The organism is Bradyrhizobium sp. Ken64 (assembly GCF_055807555.1).
Genome location: NZ_JBVVPA010000004.1, coordinates 353,043 through 373,420 on the forward strand (window position 1 = coordinate 353,043; position 20,378 = coordinate 373,420).

Consider the following 20,378-nt stretch of genomic DNA (forward strand, 5'->3'; position numbering starts at 1 on the left):
CGTCCGTCAGAGCCGCTTGATCGCGGTGACCTCACTGCCGGCTTGCCTGATCCTTGCGATGGCCGGCTCGACCGGTTCGATCACCGTTGCCATGTGATGCGCATTGGCGTGAACCATGGTGCTGCCATCACGGACGATGGCGACATGCCCCTTCCAGAAGATGAGATCGCCGTGTCTCAGCTTGCTCTGCTCATGCGGTTCCAGCGCACGTCCGAGTCCGGCCTGCTGCATGTCGCTGTCGCGCGGGCAGCCGATGCCCGCTGATGTCAACGAGACCTGGACGAGGCCGGAGCAATCGACGCCGAGGCTGCTCTTGCCACCCCAGAGATAGGGCGTGCCGACGAAACGCTCGGCGACTGCGACGAAATCCGGCTCGCGATGACCAAGCGGGACGAGATGAGCCTTCGGCAGATATTGTCCGTCGCCCGTCACGGCGAAGCTGCCGTCCTCGCGCGCGACCGCGATCTTCGACCCCATCACCAGCGTGTCTGCCGGCGGCAGCTTGATCGAGGGACCGGGGAAGGCAAAGGTTCGTAAAGCACTGACCATGTGGGTCGGCGCGGCCGCGGGCTTCATGAGCGCTGCGTCCGGCAGCCAGCCGACATAGCCGTCACCGGAAAGCTGACCCCACGCCCAGCCTTCGCCGTTGCGGTCGTAGACCGTGACGCGCTCGCCGCGCAACGCTTGTGTCATCAGCATCGCGTTCGGCGACGGCTGTTCGCGCACGGGCGCGATCGCCTCGACTATCTCGAATTCCTCGCCCGTGACGAAGCGATGCGCCTGCACCTTGCCTTCGAGATATTTCGCGGCGAGGTCGCCCCGCGCCGGTGTCAGCCTTGGGTCATGTCCTGGATCATGCATAGCGCTCGCTCAGCAATGTGTAGATCGTGCGCGCGGCCTGGCACTCGCCGCCCTCGGGGCGTGCGGGCTTCGCCGACGGCGTCCAGCCGTAGATGTCGACATGCAACCAGCTCCTGGCGTGTTCGACGAAGCGTTGCAGGAACAGCGCGCAGATGATCGAGCCGGCAAAGCCGCCGGATGGTGCGTTGGTGATGGTGGCCGTCTTGGAGTCCAGCCACGCATCGTAAGGCGGCCACAGCGGCATGCGCCACAGCGGATCGCTCTCCTTCACCGCGCATCGTGCGACGTCGGCGGCAAGCGTCTCATCATTGGTGTAAAACGGCGGTAAATCCGGCCCCAGCGCGACGCGTGCCGCTCCCGTCAGCGTGCCGAGATCGATCAGCAGGTCCGGCTTTTCCTCGTCGGCCAGCGCCAGCGCGTCGGCGAGCACCAGCCGCCCCTCCGCGTCCGTATTGCCGATCTCGACCGTGATGCCCTTGCGCGAGGTGAAGATGTCGAGCGGGCGGAAGGCATTGCCCGCGACCGCGTTCTCCACGGCCGGAATCAGCACGCGCAGTCGCACCTTCAGCTTCGCATCCATCACCATGCGGGCCAGCGCCAGCACGTTGGCGGCGCCTCCCATGTCCTTCTTCATGATCAGCATGCCGCTCGACGGCTTCAGGTCGAGCCCGCCGGTGTCGAAGCAGACGCCCTTGCCGACCAGCGTCACCTTGGGATGAGCCGGGTCGCCCCAGCCGATGTCGATCAGCCGCGGCGCGCGATCCGAGGCCATGCCGACGGCGTGGATCAGCGGAAAATTCGTCTTCAAGTCATCACCGATGGTGCAGGCAAAGCTTGCGCCGAATTCGGCGGCGAGATCCTGCGCAACTGCGGCCAGCTCCTCCGGCCCCATGTCATTGGCCGGCGTGTTGATGAGGTCGCGCGCCAGCATTGCGGCGTCCGCGATGCGGTTGATCTCGGTCGCGTCGATGCCGTCGGGGGGCACGAGGCGGACCTCGGGGCGATCCGCCTTGCGGTACCGGGCGAAGCGGTAGCTGCCGAGCGCGAAGGCGAGTGCGGCCAGCCGTGCATCGTGCGGCGCATTGGCGAAGCGATAAATGCCCGGCGGCAGCAGGCCGGGCAGGGCGCCCGGTCGGAACAGGTCGCGCGATCTTGCACCTTCGTCCTCGAGGCCGAACAGCACTTGCGCGATCGAGCCATCGGGCGCGGGCAGCGCGAGATAGCCGCCCGGCTTTGCGGTAAAGGCGTTCGCGGTGGCGAACTGGCGTTGCGCCGCCGGTAGCCGCTCGGCGACCTGATCCCAACTCGATTTGGTGACGAAGGTGATCGGGATGGCGGTAGGCGACGTCTCGAAGACAGAAGGCATTGGCGGGTCCGGATCGTGAGATCGAGCGGGTCATACGAACGGACGAGATTTCGCAGAGTTTCGCCGCCGCTGCAATCAGCTTTGCTGCCACCGTTCGGCGATCCGCTACTCGCAGCAAGGGGGCCATGCTAGGTTCCGGCAAGGGCCGTCAGGTGCGGAGATCTCCGGCGGCCGACGACAAGGCCGGCCGGGAGGAAATGCAATGGAATTTGTGTGGAGCGTGGTCACATTCTTCGGCCAGGCGGTCGAGGCGATCTTTGGCTATGTCGAGCATCATCATTGGATATTCGCGTTCCTTGCCGGCGGTTACGTCTTCTATCTCCACGACCGCTCCGTTCACGCGCGGTTCGATGCACTTGACAAGCGCATTGACGAAATCCGCAAACGGCTCGCCATCGAATATTGATCGGGTGAGCGAAACCTCCATTGGGCAGGCCCGTATCTCATGCTGAGAGCTGCCGTTCACGCAAGAGCGGCCACAGGGCTTTACTAGCGTTGCGGTTGTGGCATTATTGGCCAATATTTTAGATTGTGTCGTGCGGTTCTGTACGTGGCGAGAGTCGATTCATACCCCGGCTCATCATGGCCCGGGCTGATACCGGATTGAACCTGATCGTCGAAGGCATTTTTCTCATCGTTTGCGCGGCGCGGCATTCGCGAATAAGCGACGCAAAATGGATAGATCGTTCGTCATCGTACAGATTTCCGACCTGCATCTGGACGGGTCTGGTCGACTGCTTGCGACCATCGAGACGCTCAATGCCGCAATTCGCGAGAGGATGGCGGACTTCGCGGATGTTCCCGATCGCATCCTGCTGATCACCGGCGATATCGTGGACGACCCGACGCCGCCTGCGCTCGACGAAGCGCTCGCCGTCATTGCGTCCTTCCGGCAGACCGGGCTGTTCACCGACATCCAGGCAATTGCCGGCAATCACGACGTCAAGCGCCCGAGCCAGCGTGCAGGCCGCCACGACGTCTATGATTACCTGCACTTGCCGCGCACCTCGAAGAGCGTCTACTACCGTCAGGCCGGCCTAGATCTGGTGCTGCTGGATTCCAACCGCGCGAGCCTCACGACGCTCGCGAGCGGCAACGTCGACCAGAGCGCCTATAACGCCATGGTTTCGGATTCCGCGCGGCTGAGCGTCGAGCTCGCGGGCAGCCTCGGGTCGGGCGGCCGCGCCGATTATGCCGAGCCGGTGGAAAATCTCGTGCGCGTGCTGGCGCTGCACCATCATCCACTGCCGCAGGCGACCGGAGAAGGAAAGCGGTTTCTCGGTGTGCCCGACGAGCCGCTGATGTATCTCGCCGCCCCCGCGACCTTCCTCGAAGCGGCGACATCGCTCAATGTCGATCTGGTTCTGCACGGACACCGGCATGTCGAAGGGCTGACGCGCTATTCGATTCCCGATCCGCGCGTCACGTCGAGTGAGAGCGATGAAGCATTCTGGCGCACGATCTACGTCTTGTCCTGTCCGTCGTCGACCGGGCAGGCCGGTGACGATGCCGGCTTCAACGTCATCCATTTCGGCCCGATGTCCCATGGCGACCGCACCGAGTATCGCTTCGCGATCGCCCGCTACTCACGTCCGCGCAAGGATGCTGTCTTCAGGCCGCTCGATTCCAATTTGCCGCGCGGCATCGTCAGGCTGCCGGCTGGACGGGATTTTTCCCGAGATCCGGCCGTCCAGTCGGGCATCGAGATCGACGCATGCACGACGCTGAAACCGGATCAGGTCGCAGCATTCGCGCGCCGGCTCCTGCTGCGCCGCGCCTTCTATGCCGACGGCGAGGTGGATTGGGCCAATTTGCTCCACGTCTATCTCGTCACCTCTCATGTCTGGGCCGATCTGGAAAGCAAGTTCTCGAGATCTGCACGTAAGCATGAGGTCGAGGCCGCAGCCGCGGTGACATCACTACTGCGCCGACTGATCGAGCAATCTGCAAATGTGCTCGGCATTGACGACGTGCAGCTCGACGAGCTCCGCACGAGGCGTCTGGTCAATCGTGACGATCTTCGACGCGAATTGCCGAGGGGCGTGCGCCCGGACATCGATGTCGAGATCGAGACGCGGCAACGACTGCAATTGCTGCGGGACCTGAACGAGCAGGCGAAGGCGCTCGGCCTCGATCCGGGTCTTGGCGGCAAGATGCCTCCGCAGACGCCGTAGTGACGGGCGCGGGTCGGGGCATTAACCCGCCGTTAGGGTTAACAGTCTATTGCTGGCGCGTTCGGCTCGATCAATCGGCTCGAGAGTCAAAGCGTCATGCGTCAACGGTTCAGTCGTGAGCGATTAAGTCTTGCCCGGCTTCTTGCGTCCACCTCGCTCGTCGCGGCGGTGGCCATGGGCCTCGGCGGCTGCACGGCAATGTCGAAACTCTCCGACGTCACGGGCTCGGTCGGGCCGCGGGCGGAAGCCGCTCCCACCGATCCCGCGCGCGCTGCTGAAGTCTATGGCGAGCGCTATCGTGCCAATCCCAAGGACGCCGACGCGGCGTTGGCTTACGGCCAAGCCCTGCGCGCCAACGGCCAGCGCGCCCAGGCCGCCGCCGTGCTCGAGCAGGCGACCATCGCCAATCCCGGCAACAAGGCGCTGATGGCCCAATACGGCCGCGCGCTCTCCGACAACGGCAATTTCCAGCAAGCCTTCGACGTGCTGTCGAAGGCGCATTCGCCCGATAATCCGGATTGGCGCCTGCTCTCGGTGCAGGGTACCGCACTCGATCAGATGGGCCGTCACGAGGAAGCGCGCTCCTATTACGCGAGTGCGCTCAAGATCGCGCCTGGCGATCCCGGTGTGCTCTCCAATCTCGGCCTGTCCTACATGTTGTCGAGAGATCTGCCGAGGGCCGAAGACGCGCTGCGGCAAGCCTATGCCTCGCCGCACGCAAGCGCGCGGGTGCGGCAGAATCTCGGTCTGGTCGTCGGTCTCCAGGGCCGTTTCGCCGAAGCCGAGACCATCGTGAAGGCGGACCTGCCGCCGGACCAGGCTGCGGCCAATGTCGCCTATCTCAAGGAAATGCTGACCCGCAGCGACGTCCGGCGTGGTGCGCCGAAGCGGACGCCGGTCGCCTCGCTCGGCCAGTCCGACTGATCAGACGTGAATCTTCCAATCTTGGTTTCCAGTCTTGAAGGGGCGTCCGCGGACCGTACGCCGGTCCACGTCTAGCGTCATTGCATCTCGGTGACCTTGATGCCCGTCGGTCCGAGAATGACGACGAACAGCACCGGCAGGAAGAACAGGATCATCGGTACCGTCAGCTTCGGCGGCAGTGCTGCGGCCTTTTTCTCGGCTTCGTTCATGCGCATGTCCCGGTTTTCCTGCGCCATCACTCGCAAGGATTGGCCGAGCGGGGTGCCGTAACGCTCCGCCTGCTGGAGCGCGAGACATACCGACTTCACGCCCTCGAGCCCGGTGCGCCGCGCAAGGTTCTCGTAGGCGACCTTGCGATCCTGCAAATAGGACAGCTCGGCCGTGGTCAGGGTGAACTCCTCCGACAGCGCGATCGACTGGGTCACGATTTCGACCGCGACCTTCCGGAATGCCATCTCGACCGACATGCCGGATTCGATGCAGATCAGGAGCAAGTCGAGCGCATCGGGAAAGGCGCGCTTGATCGAAAGTTGGCGCTTGGAAATCGCGTTCCTGAGGAACAGCATCGGCGCCTGAAGTCCCAGATAGGCCGCACCGACGCAGATGCCGATCTTGATCGGCATCGACTGCTGCATGTGCGCGATCAGGAACACGTAGACGACCGAACCGACGAACAGCACGATCGGGGCAACCAGGCGGGCAAACAGGAAGGTGATGTAGGGCGCCTGGCCTCGATAGCCCGCCATGATGAGCTTGTCCCGCGCAGCTTCCTGCGCGAGCCATTTGGTCAGGTTGAAGTCATCGACGACCTTCGAGACGAGCTGCTTCGGCGTCTGGCGCAGCGAGACTTTCTCACTCTTGTGGAGGCGCTCGCGCTCGCGCTGCCGGATGCGCTCACGTTCGTTCGCCACCGCCTTCATGCGCTTGGAAAGGCCTTCGCCTGCGAACAGCGGCATCACCAGTGTATAGACGGTGGCGCTGGCGGCAATGGCCGCCAGCAGCATCGTCATGAAATGGACATCGTGAAGTTTCGCTACGAGGAACTCTACCATAAGGCACCATCAGAAGTCGAAATTGATCATCTTCTTCATCACCATGATGCCGATCGACATCCAGACGACGCAGCCGACCAGCATGAGCTGGCCTGTGGGATGAGTCCAAAGCATCGAGATATATCCCGGCGTCGTGAGGTAGACGAGAAACATGACGATCGGCGGCAGCGAACCGATGATGCCGGCCGAGGCCTTGGCTTCCATCGACATCGCCTGGATCTTCTCTTTCATCTTCTTGCGGTCGCGCAGCACCTTGGACAGGTTACCGAGCGCTTCGGAGAGGTTGCCGCCCGATTTCTGCTGGATCGAGATGACGATGCCGAAGAAATTGGCCTCGGGCAGCGGCATGCGATCGTAGAGTCGCGTGCAGGCCTCGCCGAGCGGCATCCCGATCGCCTGTGTCTCGATGATGGACAGAAACTCGGAGCGTAGCGGCTCTGGCGCGTCGGCGGCGACCACCTTGATCGATTCGAACAGCGGCAGGCCCGCCTTGATGCCGCGGACGATGACGTCAACGGCATCGGGCAAGGCGGCCAGGAACTTGTTTTCACGGCGCTTCTTCAGGAAGCTGAGCGCCCAGCGGGGCAGACCGAGCCCGCCGGCAAAAGCGAAGCCGGCGGCACCGAGCAGGCCGCCGCCGATGAACAAGGCGACTGCGAACAGCACGCCCGCCACGACGGCGGACACGATCCAGAATTTCTGCGGCGCCCAGTCGAGGCCGGCCTGCGACAGGCGGACACTGAGCGGTACGCTCTTCTCCTGCTGGCGCCGCGCCTCGAGATCCTTGAGCGAGGTTTCGACCTGCTCGCGCCGCGAGCGCTGCGTCTTCTCGGCCGCGCGGGCCGTGGGCGCCTCGGCCCGCGCGATCGAGGCGCGGCGGCTCTCGGCCTTCCGTTCCCCGGACAGCATCGGATAAAGGAAGACCCAGGCGAGGCCGCCGACGGTCGCGGTGGCAAGGAAGGCGAGGGCAAGGGCTTGCATGTTCATGGCTGCGCTGACCTGCTCACGTCGGGGGCGCCACTTCCGCGGCGTCGAGCGCCGCGGCAAGGCGCTTCTCTTCGCCGTAATAGCGGGCGCGTTCCCAGAATTTCGGGCGGCCGATTCCGGTCGACCGGTGCCGGCCGATGATCTTGCCGTTGGCGTCCTCGCCGACCATGTCGTAGAGGAAGACGTCCTGGGTGATGATGGTGTCGCCTTCCATGCCCATCACCTCGGTGATGTGGGTGATGCGGCGCGAACCGTCGCGCAGGCGCGCGGCCTGGACGATGACGTCGATCGAGGCGCAGATCATCTCGCGGATGGTGCGTGAAGGCAGGGAGAAGCCGCCCATCGTGATCATGGATTCGCAGCGCGATAGCGCTTCGCGCGGATTGTTGGCGTGCAGCGTGCCCATCGAGCCGTCATGGCCGGTGTTCATGGCCTGGAGCAGGTCGAACGCCTCGGGTCCGCGGACTTCGCCGACGATGATGCGCTCGGGACGCATACGCAGGCAGTTGCGCACCAGCTCGCGCATGGTGACCTGGCCCTCGCCCTCGATGTTGGGCGGGCGGGTTTCCAGTCGCACCACGTGCGGCTGTTGCAGCTGGAGTTCGGCGGCGTCTTCGCAGGTGATGACGCGCTCGTCGTGTTCGATGTAGTTGGTCAGGCAGTTAAGCAACGTGGTCTTGCCAGAGCCGGTACCGCCGGAGATCAGCACGTTGCAGCGGACGCGGCCGATGATCTGGAGGATTTCCGCGCCCTCCGGCGAGATTGCCCCGAACTTGACGAGCTGATCGAGCGTCAGCTTGTCCTTCTTGAACTTGCGGATCGTGAGCGTGGGGCCGTCGATCGACAGCGGGGGCACGATGGCGTTGACGCGGGAGCCATCGGCCAGGCGCGCGTCGCAGATCGGCGAGGATTCGTCGACGCGCCGGCCGACCTGGCTGACGATACGCTGGCAGATGTTGAGGAGCTGCTGATTGTCGCGGAAGCGGATACCGGTGCGTTGGATCTTGCCGGCGACCTCGATGTAGACGGTGTCGGCGCCGTTGACCATGATGTCGGCGATGTCGTCGCGCGACAACAGCGGCTCGAGCGGACCGTAGCCGAGGACGTCGTTGCAGATGTCGTCAAGCAGCTCTTCCTGCTCGGCGATCGACATCACGATATTCTTGATCGCGATGATCTCGTTGACGATGTCCCGGATTTCCTCGCGCGCGGACTCCGAATCGAGCTTGGCGAGCTGGGCGAGGTCGATGGCCTCGATCAGCGCGCCGAAGATGGTCGCCTTGACCTCGTAATAATTGTCCGAGCGGCGGGCTTCCATGGTCGGCGCAGGCTTCGCCGGGGCGAGCGGCGGCGAGGAGACTGCCGGCGGCGGCGGCACGCGCGACACGGCGGGCGCCTGAACCTGTGCAGGCTCTGGCGACACGGCACCGGGCTTGGGGGCCCGGACGTCGGCGTCTGTTCCGCTACGCTTACCGAACACTTAAGAACTCCATGCGGCGACCTATTTTCCCCGCAACTTGTCAATCAGGGGTGAAAGCAGGGACGACTTTTGCTTCTTCGTTTCGCTGCGGCCGGTCAGGCGCTGGGCGATCTGAAGGAACATCTCGATCGACTTATGGTTGGCCGAGATCTCCGCGATCATCTGGCCGTTGTTGGCCGCCGAGCCGAAGATCTGCGGCTCGAACGGGATTGAGACGACCGGCTGGCTCTCGATCGCCTTGGCGAACTCCGCCGCGGCGATTTCGGGCCGTTTCGGCACGCCGACCTGGTTCAAACAGTAGAGCGGCGGACGGTCGTTGGGGCGTGCGGCCTTCAGGAGATCGAACATGTTCTTGGTGTTGCGCAAATTGGCGAGGTCGGGCGCAGCCACGATCAGGATGTCGTCCGCTCCGATCAGGGCGCGTTTGGTCCAGCCCGACCATTGGTGCGGAACGTCGAGCACGATGCAGGGCATGGTGGAGCGCAGCGTGTCGAACACGGCATCGAAGGCGTCGGCGCCGAAATCGTAGACCCGGTCGAGCGTCGCCGGCGCCGCCAGCAGGCTGAGGTGGTCGGTGCATTTCGACAGAAGGCGGTCGATGAAGGCGGTGTCGACGCGATCGGGCGAGAACACGGCGTCGGCAATGCCCTGCGGTGGATCCTGGTTGTAGTCGAGCCCGGCAGTGCCGAAGGCGAGGTCGAGGTCGGCGACGACCGCGTCCATCGCGAGATCGCGGGCGATCGCCCAGGCGACATTGTGGGAGATGGTTGACGCGCCGACGCCGCCCTTGGCGCCGACCACGGCGATGATGCGGCCGACGGCCTTGGCTTCCGGCGCCGAGAACAGGTTGCAGATCGAGCGCACGACGTCGATCGCACCGACCGGCGCGAGCACGTAGTCGCTGACGCCGCGGCGCACCAGCTCGCGGTAGAGCATGACGTCGTTGATGCGGCCGATCACGACCACGCGGGTGCCGGCGTCGCAGACGGTCGCGAGATGGTCGAGCCCGCCCAGGAGGTCGTTGCGGCCGTCGCTTTCGAGCACGATCACGTTCGGCGTGGGTGCCGAGCGGTAGGCTTCCACCGCAGCCGCCATACCGCCCATCTGGATCTTCAGATGGGCCTTGCCGAGACGGCGATCTTCGCCGGCCGACTGCACGGCGGCCGCCGTTTCCACGGTCTCGCAGAAAGCCTGGACGGAAACGCGGGGCGCCGGTGCAATATGCTCCTCGACCGGCGGGAGCGATGCCTCGGACTGTTCTTCTTGGGGCTGGCGAGCGTAGCTGATCATCTGCCGGTGTCGCTGAGTTTGGCCTTGTCGGCCTCAGGATAGGCGACCGCCGTCGGCATTCCCTTGCGATACTTCTCGAACGCGGCGGTCCGCCGCGGCGTGTAGGACGGCGTTTCGGGCCGCGGCTGCTCGAGATCCGACGGATTGTCGACCATCGCTGCGAGGTTGCGCTGATAGGCGCAGCCGTAATTGTAATAGTCCTTGTTCTCGAACCAGCTCTTGTTCTTCATCGAAGGGCCGATATCTTCCGGCCACAGGCCGCAGGGACCCGCGACTGCAGCGATCTTGGAATAGGTGAGCCGGATCGGCGGCAGGAAGCGCTTGTCTTCCGGCTGGTAAGAGCGGGCGCTGATGCCGCGCGGCGGAACGCCCGCCGCCGACAGCATTGCCTGGATTTCGCGCATGGTATCCGCGACCGGACGCGCGTTGGGCGTGCCGGACGGTACGTCGATCCGGATCGCGCCGGTGCCTTCGTGCATCCAGGCCGACGCGACGCCCATCACGTCGGCGCGCTGGGCGGCGGTCAAGCCGCCGCGAGCATGGCCGACGAAGACGACGATGGAGCGATTCTGCTCCTCGATCGCGATCGGATGGCGCTGCTTGTAGTCGTCGGGAATGGAGGCCGTGACCGCTTCGTCGTGCTGGCAACCGCCAAGGGCGAGCGCCATGCCGACGAGCGCGCCGCCGAGGTGGATGGCGCGTCTGCGAATCTGGGGTGGTCTAGTAATCTTCATGAAGTCCCCGTTCCGCCTCAGTCGGTGATGAAGCCGTAGGTGCCGCGATAGTTCTTGGCCGGTTCGGTCCGGCCGGGCACGCCGTAGATGCGGTTGATGTTGCCGAGCAGTTCGGCCTGCGGATCAGCCGGCGCGGAGAAGCCATCATCCGGCCGCGATAGATCCTTTTGCGCAACTGCGCGAACGATGTAGGGCGTCACGATCACGACCAGCTCGGTCGCGTTGTTGACGAAGTCGCGGCTACGGAACAGCGTGCCGAGGATCGGGAGCTGCATCAGACCCGGCAGTCCGCTGACCGCTTGCTTGGTCTGCTGCTGGATCAGGCCGGCCATCGCCATCGCGCCGCCTGAGGGAATTTCCAGCGAGGTTTCTGCGCGGCGGGTCTTGATCGAGGGCACCGTGAGCGAGTTGACCGAGGTTGAGGTCACGGCCTGGGACAGCGTGATCGCGTTTTCGTTCGAGAGCTCGGACACCTCGGTCATCACCCGCAGGCTGATCTTGCCCTCGGTGAGAACGACGGGGGTGAAGTTGAGCGAGATGCCGAACTTCTTGAAGCTGATCTGGGTGGTACAGACGTGCGTGGTGGGGTCGCACGCATAGCCCGCAGGCACCGGAAATTCACCGCCGGCAATGAACGTTGCCGATTCACCGGAGATCGCGGTCAGGTTTGGTTCGGCCAGCGTCCGGATCACGCCCGCGGTCTCCATCGCACGCAGCGTGGCCTGCACCGACGGGGCCGCGCCGAACTTCGTGGTCAGGTTATTGCCGTCGACGAGGTTGTGGCCGAGAGCCGTGAACGGATTGGAGTTGCTGAAGCTGACGACCGAGGTGCCGTAGCTGAGGTTGGCGGTGAGGTCGATTCCGAGCTGCTTGACGATGCTGCGCTGGACTTCCGCGACCGTCACCTTGAGCATGACCTGATCGCGGCCGCGGACCACGATCGAGTTCACGACCTTCTCGGGGCCGCCGGCGAGGCGCACTGCGAGGTCGTTGGCCTGCTGGGCTTCGGCTGGATTCGCCGCCGAGCCGGTCAAGATGATGCCGTCGCCTAGCCCGTCGATCTGGATGTCTGAGTTCGGCAGGACCTGTTTCAGCGCGGCCCGCACGCCGTTGAGGTCGCGCTTGACCGCGATGTCATAGGCCGCGATCTGCTGGCCGGCGGAATCGAAGAACACGATGTTGGTCTGCCCGATCGAGGCGCCGATGATGTAGGCACGCTGCGCCGAGCGGACGACCGCATTGGCGATCTTCGGATCGGCGACAAGCACGTCCTTGATGTCGCGCGGAAGGTCGATCACGATCGACTTGCCGATGCCGAGCGAGAGGAATCGCGCGTTCATCTGACCGTCGGCCGCAGCCTGCGCGACAGGGCGATAGTCGGCGGCGACCACAGGGGTCAGCACCGGGTTGAGCGCGAGCGCGACGGCGGCCGAAAACGACAGGGCGCGGACCACATGGGTTCGCATCGTCGCCAAATTCGCCCTGCATTTCATGTCGACAGTCCTCATCGTGCCTTCGCCGTCGAGCTTGGGATACCGTACCGAATGATCGAAACGCCCTCGCGCTTCTGTGCGGAGTCATCGAGCGTGATCTCGCTCAGCTTGACGTCGACGATACTGCGCAGCGCCAGCGACAGCGTGCCGCTCTGACGTGCGGAGGAGAGCGTCGCAGTCTGCGCCGGATTGAGTTCGAGGGTGACGGTCTTGCCGACCACCGCGTTCTGCCCGTCCTTCTCCTTGGGAGCCTGGTCGATGGCCAGGACGCGGATATTGGCCAGGATGATCTCGGACGTGATGACATCGGGAGCGCCGCTGCTCTGGTCCGGGTTTTTGAGACGGCGCGTCAGAAGCACGTCGACGCGGTCGTTGGGGAGGATGAAGCCGCCTGCGCCGGTTTCCGGCGAGATCTCGGTCGAGATCGCCCGCATGCCGGTTGGCAGGATTGCTGCCATGAAGCCGGAGCCTTCGGCCTTGACCAGCTTCTGGTCCCGGATCGGCTCACCCTGGATGAAGGGGGAGCGTGCGATCGAGCCGGTGACCTGGGTTACCCCCTCGGGGCGCTCGTTGCGGCGGATGAAGGTGGTGCTGGCGGTCGCGGACGGCCAGGTCTGCCATTGCACGTCTTCCGGCTTGACGGTCTGGCCGAGGCCGATGTCGTTCTTCGCGACCAGGACGTCGACGGTGGGAAGCTGCGCGACCGGAGCCGAAGGCGGTGCAGAATTGTCCGAGCCGCTCGCCAGATACGCGGCGACACCGCCGGCGCAGATGGCGACCGTCAGGACGACAATGCGTGCCCTATTCATACGCTTCACTTTCCAACAAACGCCGCGACGCTGACGCCGCCGTAATCGGCAGTTGACCAGCTATTCGTCAAAGCATGGTTAATGAGGCGTATCTAAATCGCCTTAACGCCGGGTTTACCCGATGCGTTCAGCGCAATGCGAGGTGAGCGAGGTCGATCGCCTTCACCCATTCGGTCTCCGGGTAGACCATCAGCGCGCTCAGTGCGAGCGCGATGCCGTAGGGAATGCCGCTCTCCTTGGCGTGCAGCCGCGCGAGCCAGGTCTGGCCCGCCAGCCCGTAAGGCAGCGGCCACTGCCGGAACTGGAGCAGGAGCAGCGTCAGCGCCCCGCCGAACAGCGAGGCGTAGAGCAGAAAGTTCATCAGCTGTGCGAACCCGAACCAAAGCGCGACGGAGGCCGCCACCTTGGCATCGCCGCCGCCGACCCAGCCCATCGCAAAACAGGTAAAGGCCACGACCAGGACGAGCGCGCCGGCGCCGACATGGCTCAGCATCTCGTAAGGTGCCATGCCACCGGCGAGAGCGAGCGCGAAAAATCCGGCGACCAGCGCCAGCGATACGCGGTTCGAGATCGTCATCGTGAAGAGATCGCTTGCGGCGGCAAACGCCATCAGGGCCGGGAAGAGCAGAAGGCGCGCAAGGTCGAGGATCATGGGCTGCGTCTTGAGGCCTGGGTTTGCCGCGGAGCTGGCGTCGCCGGATTCTAGCCGGCAGTGCTAAACAAACCGAAAACGGCGGTGGCGGTCTCGAGGGGCGGAACCAGCCGAATGCGTGCTCACCAGAGGGAGGCGATGCGTGCGGCGAGCGCGACGGTCGCAAGCAGCAGTGCCAGACAGACCCAGTAAGCCGGCGAGCCGGTCTGCGCCGCCTCCGCCGCGTCTGCCGCGACCGCGGCATCGGTTCTGTACTTGCTGAACGCCACTGTAACTCGCCGTCTGAAAAACAAAGGCCCCGGAGGCCCGGGGCTTTTGCAGTCGTTCGTCGATCGCCTACTTCAGCGAGCTGCTGATCGAGGTGAACTTGGCGTTCAGCGTGGTGCCGAGATTGTTGACGACGGTGATGATGGCCAGCGCGATGCCGGCGGCGATCAGACCGTATTCGATGGCGGTGGCGCCGGATTCATCTTTCGCGAAACGCGCAATCAGGTTCTTCATGAACAAAACTCCATCTGGGGTGGGATCGCCTCGTTCGGCGCTGTGCTTGACGCAACGACCATGAGATCCGAGCTCTTTCGGGAGAGTTAATTCGATCGGGCAAACCCGCTTGTCGCTGGCCAGAGTGAATTTCCCCTTAAGGCAACCAGCTGCAATTCGTTCCGGTTCCGGATGTGCAGCAAGCGCAGCACCGGCTTCACCGTCCCTTAAATTTGGGGGAGTACGCGTAGGCGGGACCAGCAATTCGCAAGAGAGGCGACAATGTCGAGCCTGCCCATGGAAATCGCCCTGATGCTCGGCGAGACCATCGCGAAGGTGATCCCCACGACCTTCGCACTCGCGGTGGTCTTCACCGTGCTGGAGCATGTCTGGGCCTGCAATCCCGGCGTGCCTTGGTGGCGCAAGCGGGAGATCGTCACGGACATCTGCTACTGGTTTGTCGTTCCGGTGTTCGCACGCGTCATGCGGATCGGCCTTCTGATCGTCGGTGCGAGCTTCGTCTTCAACATCCATGATGCCGACGGGCTCATCGCCTTCTACGACAATGGCCACGGCCCGCTGGCGCTATTGCCGCTCTGGGTCCAGGCCATGCTGTTCCTGGTGCTATCCGATTTCATGCTGTACTGGCTGCACCGGCTGTTCCACGGCGGCGGGTTCTGGAAGTACCACGCGATCCATCACTCCTCGGAGGAGATCAGCTGGATTTCTGCGGCCCGCTTCCATCCCGTCAATCTCGTGCTCGGTACCATCGCGGTCGACGTCGTGCTGCTGATGGCCGGCATTTCGCCGAACGCCATGGTCTGGCTCGCCCCGTTCACGACCTTCCATTCGGCCTTCGTGCACGCCAACCTGAACTGGACCTTCGGGCCGTTCAAATATGTGCTGGCGACGCCGGTGTTCCACCGCTGGCACCACACCGCGCTCGCAGAGGGCGGCGACACCAATTTTGCCGGCACGTTCCCGATCTGGGACGTGCTGTTCGGCACTTTCCGCATGCCTGAGGGGCAACTGCCGCAGGATTACGGCAAGGATGAAGCCACCATGCCGAAGGAAATCGGAGGGCAGCTTGCCTATCCGTTCCGCCGCTAGGTTCTCGAGGGCCGCGAAACGCCAGTCCGTTCAAACAATAGTCGGCGAATTTGCGGAACGTTCACGAATTGAGGGCAGGTTAGCCGGGTCGGGCACCGGCTCGGCTGTTATCTGATCGCTTCTGCCGGTTTGTGACGTCCCGGGGGTAAGAGTATGCGTAAACAACTGCTGCGCCGTCATGCGCGCGTCTGTCTTCTGGTTGCGGCCGCGGTGCTGGCATCGCCGGCTGCCGTCGTTGCCGAGTCCGCCGATGCCATCGCCGTCAATGTCGACCAGGCCAAGCTGGTGCGACTGCCTGGCAAGGTGGCAACCATCGTGGTCGGCAATCCCCTGATCGCCGACGTCACGCTCCAGCCCGGCGGCATGATCGTCGTCACCGGAAAGGGTTATGGCGCCACCAATTTCATCGCGCTCGACCGGGGCGGCGAGATCCTGGTCGACCGCCAGATCCAGGTCGAAGGTCCGAGCGATCGGCTCGTTACCGTCTATCGCGGGATCGAACGCGAGTCCTATAGCTGCGCGCCGCTTTGCCAGCGCCGCGTGACGCTCGGCGACAGCGACACCTACTTCAACAGCGCGATGAGCCAGGCCGGTTCGTTGAGCAGCTCGGCCAGCGGCAGTGCCGGTGCGGGCGCCAAGACGAATTGATTAAGACGAACTGACCAAGACGAACTGACCAAGACCAACCAAGTAAGACCAACCAGCGAGTTTGATTGGCGGGTTTGCCGGGGCAAGGATCGTCCTCGCCCGCCGCACGCGCGCGAGTTTCTCTCTCCGCGTCCTCGTCTCCATGCTCTCGTCTCCATGGTCTGGGTCGTTCGCGGTTAACGCGGCCTTAACGGCCCGGGCCGCCGGGTGCGGATCGCCTGAAACACTTAAACAATCAGTTTCCGCTATTGAACATGGCAGATGATTGCTGCTGCTGGGGAATTTGATGCCTTCGCCTGCACCTACGAGATTCACGCTCCTCGCCACGTTGCGCCGGTTTCGTGGCAGCCGCCGCGGCTCCGCAGCCGTCGAGTTCGCGCTGGTCGCGCCGATGTTCTTCGCGTTGCTGTTCGCCATCATCGAGTCGGCGCTGATGTTCTTGGCGAGCCAGGTGCTCGAGAGTGCCTCGCAGAATTCTGCGCGCGTGCTGCTGACCGGGCAGGCGCAAGGCGGCACGCTAACGGCCTGCGCGGTCTCCGGCGTCAGTACACCCTGCTCGCAAACGACGTTCAAGGCTTACGTCTGCAGCCAGATCCCGGCTCTGTTTGATTGCAGCAAGCTCTACGTCGACGTGGTGAGTACAAACTCGTTCGGAGCGCTAAGCCTCACCAATTATGGCAATTCCTGCAGCTTCAATCCAACCGGCGTGCAGTACAGTGCCGGGGCCGCCAACCAGGTCGTCGTGGTGCGGCTGTTCTATCAGTGGCCGCTCTTCGTCACCGGACTTGGCTTCAACATGGGCTGCGGCAACAAGCGGCTGCTGATTGCGACCGCGGCCTTCAAGAATGAACCCTTCTGAGACAGATGGACCCGGGCGGACAGATGCAGGCGATTGCGAATATCTGGAGGAATGCCCGTAGCTCCGTGCGCGGCTTCCTCGCCGACAGGCGTGCGATCGCGGCGACCGAGTTCGCGGTCATCGTGCCGCTGATGCTTGTGATGTTCTTCGGGACCGTCGAATTTTCATCGGCCGTCGCGATCAATCGCAAAGTCACAATGATTGCACGGACTCTGTCCGATTTGACGTCGCAGTCGACGGGGGTCGACGATGGCGACATGCAGGACACGTTCACCGCAAGCATATCGATGATCATGCCTTACGACGCTACGCTCGTGAACGGCACGGTGGTTCAGATCAAAATCGATTCAAGCAGTGTCGCCAAGATCCAATGGAGCAAGTCCGCCACCATTGCCAACGGTGCGACGCAGGCCACGCTGACGGCTCCGCCCCCGGCTCTGGCTGCTGGTACCACGGTCACCTCGATGATTCCGCCGACGCTCTTGATCCCGTCGACCTACCTCATCTTCAGTCAGGCAAGTTACCTCTACACGCCTTCCGTCAAGTTCGTCCTGAAGTCGGGCATCACGATGAGCGATGTCTCCTACACGCGGCCGCGCCAGGTCACCTGCGTTCGTTACAACAATGCAGCGTGTTAGCCGTAGTGTTGAGGTCTGCGAGCAGATAGCGGGATGAAAAAGGCCGGGCATCGCGCCCGGCCTTTTCGTTGATTTGTTCGCTTGAGCCGATCGGGGCCGTAAGCGGCAAGCTCAGCCGGCGGAGCGGAGGTTGTCCGCTGCCGACTTGCCGGAACGGCGGTCGGCAACGATCTCGTAGGAGATCTTCTGACCTTCGCGCAGCGTGCCGAGTCCTGCACGCTCCACAGCGCTGATGTGGACGAACACGTCCTGGCCGCCATCGTCAGGCTGGATGAAGCCGAAGCCTTTGGTCGCGTTAAACCACTTCACGGTTCCCATGCTCATGGGGGTAGTCCCTTCTCAGATAACACAATGTCAGAGCCCGCTTGCGCGGACAGGTTAGATCGAATTTTTGGAAGGGTCGTCAGCGTGTCTGAACCGGCTGTACCGGTGGATGCTAATGTCGTCCGGCCGAAAATCGATTAATTCATTTTATTGGAAACAGAACCCCAAAACAATGCTGACATGCACGATTTTTTGATCCGCCGTGATGGTCACGGCGGATCAGCATACACGTCGGAATTTCGGGTCTGCGCTCGCGCGCTGGCACCGACTAGCGGCGGCGGAACTGACCGCCACGCTGTCCGGGACGCGGAGGTCCGCCCATCCCGCTCGGACGTTCGTCCTTGTGGCGGAAAATCAGCCGGCCCTTTTCGAGGTCATAGGGCGACATCTCTACCGTCACGCGGTCGCCCGCCAGAGTCTTGATGCGGTTCTTCTTCATCTTGCCGGCGGTGTAGGCGACGATCTCGTGTCCGGCGTCGAGCTGCACGCGGTAGCGCGCGTCGGGGAGGATTTCGGTGACCAGTCCTTCGAACTGGATCAGCTCTTCCTTAGCCATGAATTTCTCCAGGTCGTGGACGGCTAGTGCGAATGGGGTTTGCGGGTCGGTTGGCCATTCGGCCGACTCTCGCGGCGCAAAAAGGCAACGCCTTGTATCCCATCAGACGCCCCGGCGCTATGCGCGGAACGCTGTTCCGGACGGCCGTTTGGCGACGAATGCGCCTTGCCTCCGGAGCGGCCACGAGGAGCTGCCTTCGGGCCACTGCCGGGCCTTCCGTCGCCCTGCTTGGCGGCACTGTGGTGGCGCCCGTCCGCATGCCTTTCGTCGGCGCGGCGGCCGTCAGCGTGGCGTCCCTCACCATGTCTTGCGCCTTGCGGACGCTGGCCCGGGCGGCCCGGCCGACCCTGTCGTTGCTGCTGCGGGGGAGGGCCCGCATCGCGGCGGCCGGCGTCGGTGCGGCGATCCTCACGCGGCAGCGCCACTTTGATCAGCCGCTCGATGTCGCGGAGATAGCTGAGCTCCTCGCCGCCTGCGACCAGCGAGATCGCGGTGCCCTCGGCACCCGCGCGCGCGGTGCGGCCGATCCGATGCACATAGGTCTCCGGCACGTTGGGCAGGTCGAAATTGATGACGTGGGTGATGCCGTCGACATCGATGCCGCGGGCGGCGATATCGGTGGCGACCAACGTGCGGATTTCACCGGTGCGGAACTGGGCAAGCGTCCGTTCGCGATGGTTCTGCGACTTGTTACCGTGGATAGCGCTGGCGGGAATGCCGGCCTTCTCGAGCGTCTTCACCACCTTGTCCGCGCCGTGCTTGGTGCGGGTGAAAACCAGCGCGCGGTTGACCTGCTCCTGCTTCAACAGCTGAGCGAGGAACGCCGGCTTGGCGGAGAAGTCGACCTGGATAATGCGCTGCTGGATGCGCTCCACGGTCGAGGAGACCGGGGTCACGGCGACGCGGGCGGGGTCGCGCAGCATGGCGTCGGCCAGCTCGGCGATGTCCTTCGGCATGGTGGCCGAGAAGAACAGCGTCTGCCGCTTGATCGGCAGCTTGGCGACGATTTTGCGGATGTCGTTGATGAAGCCCATGTCGAGCATGCGGTCGGCCTCGTCGAGCACGAGGAATTCGACGCTTCCAAGCTTCAGCCCGTTGCTCTGCACGAGGTCGAGCAAACGGCCGGGGGTGGCGACCAGCACCTCGACGCCCTGCATCAGCGAGCGGACCTGACGGCCCATCGGCACGCCGCCGATGGCGAGCGTCGAAGACAGGCGGATGTGGCGGCCATAGGCGTTGAAGCTGTCGAGGATCTGGCCGGACAGCTCGCGGGTCGGCGACAGCACCAGGACGCGGGCCGTCTTCGGCTGCGGCTTGATGCGATTTTCGAGCAGGCGGTGCAGGATCGGCAGCGCGAAGGACGCGGTCTTGCCGGTTCCGGTCTGGGCGATGCCGACGACGTCGCGGCCGGTCAGCGCGGTCGGAATCGTCTGGGCCTGGATGGGGGTGGGGGTGACGTAATTCTCTTCGGTGAGAGCACGGGCGATGGGCTCGGCGAGGCCGAAATCCTGAAACGAAGTCAAAAGATGGGTTCTTTCCATGTCATAAGCGGGCGCCCGGCGCATTCGGCGCGGCGCGCGCAAAAGGGTGTCGAGAGGGACACCTGCGTGTTTGGGGTGTCGGATGGCTTGATGGGATGGGGCAAGCCAGACGCCCGTAAGGGCTTAAGAACACGCGGCTCGCAACGGTCGCCTGATTCGCAGGAGACCTCGACTTCATATGGAACATTGAGGCGGCGCTTTCAAGGCACGCCCCACACAATCGGCGATCGCGGTGCAGAAATAGTTATGCTGGAAATTTAGCCAGAGTGGCAAATTTGCTCATAAATTAACCTGCCTGCCGCATTCGCATACATTTGAATTGCTCAATGTTTAGGCTGCGCAGCGCATGCGATACTTCGTTTTCTGTCAATTTCATTAGCAATATCAGTAGCTTGATTGG

22 protein-coding genes are annotated in these 20,378 nt (G+C 63.7%); 7 read left to right on the top strand and 15 right to left on the bottom strand.

Going from position 1 to position 20,378, the window contains the following annotated elements:
- Window positions 1–6: 6 nt before the first annotated feature.
- On the bottom strand, window positions 7–861 hold the full coding sequence (locus AC0L2F_RS09790; protein ID WP_473248246.1) for a C40 family peptidase: 855 nt from the start codon (window positions 859–861) through the stop codon (window positions 7–9).
- Window positions 854–2,227, bottom strand: a complete 1,374-nt coding sequence (locus tag AC0L2F_RS09795) for a leucyl aminopeptidase family protein (RefSeq protein ID WP_473248247.1) — start codon at window positions 2,225–2,227, stop codon at window positions 854–856. The genes AC0L2F_RS09790 and AC0L2F_RS09795 overlap by 8 nt, the downstream gene beginning before the upstream one ends.
- A 202-nt stretch (window positions 2,228–2,429) precedes the next feature.
- Between AC0L2F_RS09795 and AC0L2F_RS09800 the strand changes: the two genes are divergently transcribed.
- The 3 genes from AC0L2F_RS09800 to AC0L2F_RS09810 all read left to right on the top strand — a co-directional run bounded on the left by AC0L2F_RS09800 (window position 2,430) and on the right by AC0L2F_RS09810 (window position 5,325).
- Window positions 2,430–2,633 carry a hypothetical protein gene (locus tag AC0L2F_RS09800; protein WP_063994676.1) on the top strand — a complete coding sequence of 68 codons (204 nt, stop codon included), beginning with the start codon at window positions 2,430–2,432 and terminating at the stop codon, window positions 2,631–2,633.
- A gap of 268 nt (window positions 2,634–2,901) precedes the next feature.
- Window positions 2,902–4,401, top strand: a complete 1,500-nt coding sequence (locus AC0L2F_RS09805; RefSeq protein WP_473248248.1) for a metallophosphoesterase family protein — start codon at window positions 2,902–2,904, stop codon at window positions 4,399–4,401.
- A 96-nt stretch (window positions 4,402–4,497) separates the two neighbouring features.
- A complete protein-coding gene (locus AC0L2F_RS09810; RefSeq protein WP_063994677.1) occupies window positions 4,498–5,325 on the top strand; it encodes a tetratricopeptide repeat protein in 828 nt (275 codons plus the stop codon).
- A 77-nt stretch (window positions 5,326–5,402) separates the two neighbouring features.
- Here the strand turns inward: AC0L2F_RS09810 and AC0L2F_RS09815 are convergent, their stop codons facing one another.
- The 10 genes from AC0L2F_RS09815 to AC0L2F_RS09860 all read right to left on the bottom strand — a co-directional run bounded on the left by AC0L2F_RS09815 (window position 5,403) and on the right by AC0L2F_RS09860 (window position 14,323).
- The gene (locus AC0L2F_RS09815) at window positions 5,403–6,377 is read right to left on the bottom strand and encodes a type II secretion system F family protein (protein ID WP_007605386.1); all 975 of its coding nucleotides are present in this window, start codon (window positions 6,375–6,377) and stop codon (window positions 5,403–5,405) included.
- 9 nt (window positions 6,378–6,386) lie between these two features.
- Entirely contained in the window at window positions 6,387–7,364 is a 978-nt protein-coding gene (locus AC0L2F_RS09820) for a type II secretion system F family protein (RefSeq protein WP_007605387.1), read from the bottom strand.
- A gap of 16 nt (window positions 7,365–7,380) precedes the next feature.
- Window positions 7,381–8,844 carry a CpaF family protein gene (locus AC0L2F_RS09825; RefSeq protein ID WP_007605388.1) on the bottom strand — a complete coding sequence of 488 codons (1,464 nt, stop codon included), beginning with the start codon at window positions 8,842–8,844 and terminating at the stop codon, window positions 7,381–7,383.
- A gap of 21 nt (window positions 8,845–8,865) precedes the next feature.
- Complete coding sequence (locus AC0L2F_RS09830; protein ID WP_007605389.1) at window positions 8,866–10,134, bottom strand: CpaE/TadZ family protein; 1,269 nt, start codon at window positions 10,132–10,134, stop codon at window positions 8,866–8,868.
- Window positions 10,131–10,868 carry a CpaD family pilus assembly protein gene (locus AC0L2F_RS09835; protein WP_063994679.1) on the bottom strand — a complete coding sequence of 246 codons (738 nt, stop codon included), beginning with the start codon at window positions 10,866–10,868 and terminating at the stop codon, window positions 10,131–10,133. The genes AC0L2F_RS09830 and AC0L2F_RS09835 overlap by 4 nt, the downstream gene beginning before the upstream one ends.
- A 17-nt stretch (window positions 10,869–10,885) precedes the next feature.
- Window positions 10,886–12,361, bottom strand: a complete 1,476-nt coding sequence (locus AC0L2F_RS09840; RefSeq protein WP_007605391.1) for a type II and III secretion system protein family protein — start codon at window positions 12,359–12,361, stop codon at window positions 10,886–10,888.
- An 11-nt stretch (window positions 12,362–12,372) separates the two neighbouring features.
- Entirely contained in the window at window positions 12,373–13,170 is a 798-nt protein-coding gene (cpaB, locus tag AC0L2F_RS09845) for a Flp pilus assembly protein CpaB (protein ID WP_473248249.1), read from the bottom strand.
- Between the two features lie 127 nt (window positions 13,171–13,297).
- Window positions 13,298–13,822, bottom strand: coding sequence for an A24 family peptidase (locus AC0L2F_RS09850; protein ID WP_035974674.1), 525 nt, complete (start codon window positions 13,820–13,822; stop codon window positions 13,298–13,300).
- 122 nt (window positions 13,823–13,944) lie between these two features.
- Window positions 13,945–14,091 (bottom strand): hypothetical protein, encoded by a 147-nt coding sequence (locus AC0L2F_RS09855; RefSeq protein WP_167552274.1) that lies wholly within the window; start codon window positions 14,089–14,091, stop codon window positions 13,945–13,947.
- A 67-nt stretch (window positions 14,092–14,158) separates the two neighbouring features.
- The gene (locus tag AC0L2F_RS09860; RefSeq protein ID WP_007599783.1) at window positions 14,159–14,323 is read right to left on the bottom strand and encodes a Flp family type IVb pilin; all 165 of its coding nucleotides are present in this window, start codon (window positions 14,321–14,323) and stop codon (window positions 14,159–14,161) included.
- Window positions 14,324–14,584: 261 nt separating this feature from the next.
- Here AC0L2F_RS09860 and AC0L2F_RS09865 point away from each other — a divergent pair, with 261 nt between their 5' ends.
- The 4 genes from AC0L2F_RS09865 to AC0L2F_RS09880 all read left to right on the top strand — a co-directional run bounded on the left by AC0L2F_RS09865 (window position 14,585) and on the right by AC0L2F_RS09880 (window position 17,557).
- The gene (locus AC0L2F_RS09865) at window positions 14,585–15,412 is read left to right on the top strand and encodes a sterol desaturase family protein (protein ID WP_007605401.1); all 828 of its coding nucleotides are present in this window, start codon (window positions 14,585–14,587) and stop codon (window positions 15,410–15,412) included.
- A gap of 153 nt (window positions 15,413–15,565) precedes the next feature.
- Entirely contained in the window at window positions 15,566–16,060 is a 495-nt protein-coding gene (locus tag AC0L2F_RS09870) for a pilus assembly protein N-terminal domain-containing protein (protein WP_007605403.1), read from the top strand.
- Between the two features lie 286 nt (window positions 16,061–16,346).
- The gene (locus AC0L2F_RS09875; protein WP_007605404.1) at window positions 16,347–16,919 is read left to right on the top strand and encodes a TadE/TadG family type IV pilus assembly protein; all 573 of its coding nucleotides are present in this window, start codon (window positions 16,347–16,349) and stop codon (window positions 16,917–16,919) included.
- Between the two features lie 23 nt (window positions 16,920–16,942).
- Window positions 16,943–17,557, top strand: coding sequence for a TadE/TadG family type IV pilus assembly protein (locus AC0L2F_RS09880; RefSeq protein WP_035974676.1), 615 nt, complete (start codon window positions 16,943–16,945; stop codon window positions 17,555–17,557).
- Between the two features lie 111 nt (window positions 17,558–17,668).
- On the opposite strand, the gene AC0L2F_RS09885 is transcribed toward AC0L2F_RS09880, so the two are convergent.
- The 3 genes from AC0L2F_RS09885 to AC0L2F_RS09895 all read right to left on the bottom strand — a co-directional run bounded on the left by AC0L2F_RS09885 (window position 17,669) and on the right by AC0L2F_RS09895 (window position 20,002).
- The gene (locus AC0L2F_RS09885; RefSeq protein WP_007599788.1) at window positions 17,669–17,881 is read right to left on the bottom strand and encodes a cold-shock protein; all 213 of its coding nucleotides are present in this window, start codon (window positions 17,879–17,881) and stop codon (window positions 17,669–17,671) included.
- Between the two features lie 268 nt (window positions 17,882–18,149).
- Window positions 18,150–18,437 (bottom strand): translation initiation factor IF-1, encoded by a 288-nt coding sequence (gene infA, locus AC0L2F_RS09890; RefSeq protein WP_007599789.1) that lies wholly within the window; start codon window positions 18,435–18,437, stop codon window positions 18,150–18,152.
- A 23-nt stretch (window positions 18,438–18,460) separates the two neighbouring features.
- The gene (locus tag AC0L2F_RS09895; RefSeq protein WP_050992548.1) at window positions 18,461–20,002 is read right to left on the bottom strand and encodes a DEAD/DEAH box helicase; all 1,542 of its coding nucleotides are present in this window, start codon (window positions 20,000–20,002) and stop codon (window positions 18,461–18,463) included.
- Window positions 20,003–20,378 lie beyond the last annotated feature (376 nt).

Bases quoted from the DNA above. Each gene is read 5' to 3' on its own strand.
- AC0L2F_RS09885 (WP_007599788.1), bottom strand. From the start codon at position 17,881: ATGAGCATGGGAACCGTGAAGTGGTTTAACGCGACCAAAGGCTTCGGC.
- AC0L2F_RS09840 (WP_007605391.1), bottom strand. From the start codon at position 12,361: ATGAAATGCAGGGCGAATTTGGCGACGATGCGAACCCATGTGGTCCGC.
- AC0L2F_RS09800 (WP_063994676.1), top strand. From the start codon at position 2,430: ATGGAATTTGTGTGGAGCGTGGTCACATTCTTCGGCCAGGCGGTCGAG.
- AC0L2F_RS09810 (WP_063994677.1), top strand. From the start codon at position 4,498: ATGCGTCAACGGTTCAGTCGTGAGCGATTAAGTCTTGCCCGGCTTCTT.
- AC0L2F_RS09820 (WP_007605387.1), bottom strand. From the start codon at position 7,364: ATGAACATGCAAGCCCTTGCCCTCGCCTTCCTTGCCACCGCGACCGTC.
- AC0L2F_RS09860 (WP_007599783.1), bottom strand. From the start codon at position 14,323: ATGAAGAACCTGATTGCGCGTTTCGCGAAAGATGAATCCGGCGCCACC.
- AC0L2F_RS09835 (WP_063994679.1), bottom strand. From the start codon at position 10,868: ATGAAGATTACTAGACCACCCCAGATTCGCAGACGCGCCATCCACCTC.
- infA (WP_007599789.1), bottom strand. From the start codon at position 18,437: ATGGCTAAGGAAGAGCTGATCCAGTTCGAAGGACTGGTCACCGAAATC.
- AC0L2F_RS09830 (WP_007605389.1), bottom strand. From the start codon at position 10,134: ATGATCAGCTACGCTCGCCAGCCCCAAGAAGAACAGTCCGAGGCATCG.
- AC0L2F_RS09850 (WP_035974674.1), bottom strand. From the start codon at position 13,822: ATGATCCTCGACCTTGCGCGCCTTCTGCTCTTCCCGGCCCTGATGGCG.
- AC0L2F_RS09875 (WP_007605404.1), top strand. From the start codon at position 16,347: ATGCCTTCGCCTGCACCTACGAGATTCACGCTCCTCGCCACGTTGCGC.
- AC0L2F_RS09895 (WP_050992548.1), bottom strand. From the start codon at position 20,002: ATGCGCCGGGCGCCCGCTTATGACATGGAAAGAACCCATCTTTTGACT.
- AC0L2F_RS09880 (WP_035974676.1), top strand. From the start codon at position 16,943: ATGCAGGCGATTGCGAATATCTGGAGGAATGCCCGTAGCTCCGTGCGC.
- AC0L2F_RS09795 (WP_473248247.1), bottom strand. From the start codon at position 2,227: ATGCCTTCTGTCTTCGAGACGTCGCCTACCGCCATCCCGATCACCTTC.
- AC0L2F_RS09815 (WP_007605386.1), bottom strand. From the start codon at position 6,377: ATGGTAGAGTTCCTCGTAGCGAAACTTCACGATGTCCATTTCATGACG.
- AC0L2F_RS09790 (WP_473248246.1), bottom strand. From the start codon at position 861: ATGCATGATCCAGGACATGACCCAAGGCTGACACCGGCGCGGGGCGAC.
- AC0L2F_RS09870 (WP_007605403.1), top strand. From the start codon at position 15,566: ATGCGTAAACAACTGCTGCGCCGTCATGCGCGCGTCTGTCTTCTGGTT.
- AC0L2F_RS09865 (WP_007605401.1), top strand. From the start codon at position 14,585: ATGTCGAGCCTGCCCATGGAAATCGCCCTGATGCTCGGCGAGACCATC.
- AC0L2F_RS09805 (WP_473248248.1), top strand. From the start codon at position 2,902: ATGGATAGATCGTTCGTCATCGTACAGATTTCCGACCTGCATCTGGAC.
- cpaB (WP_473248249.1), bottom strand. From the start codon at position 13,170: ATGAATAGGGCACGCATTGTCGTCCTGACGGTCGCCATCTGCGCCGGC.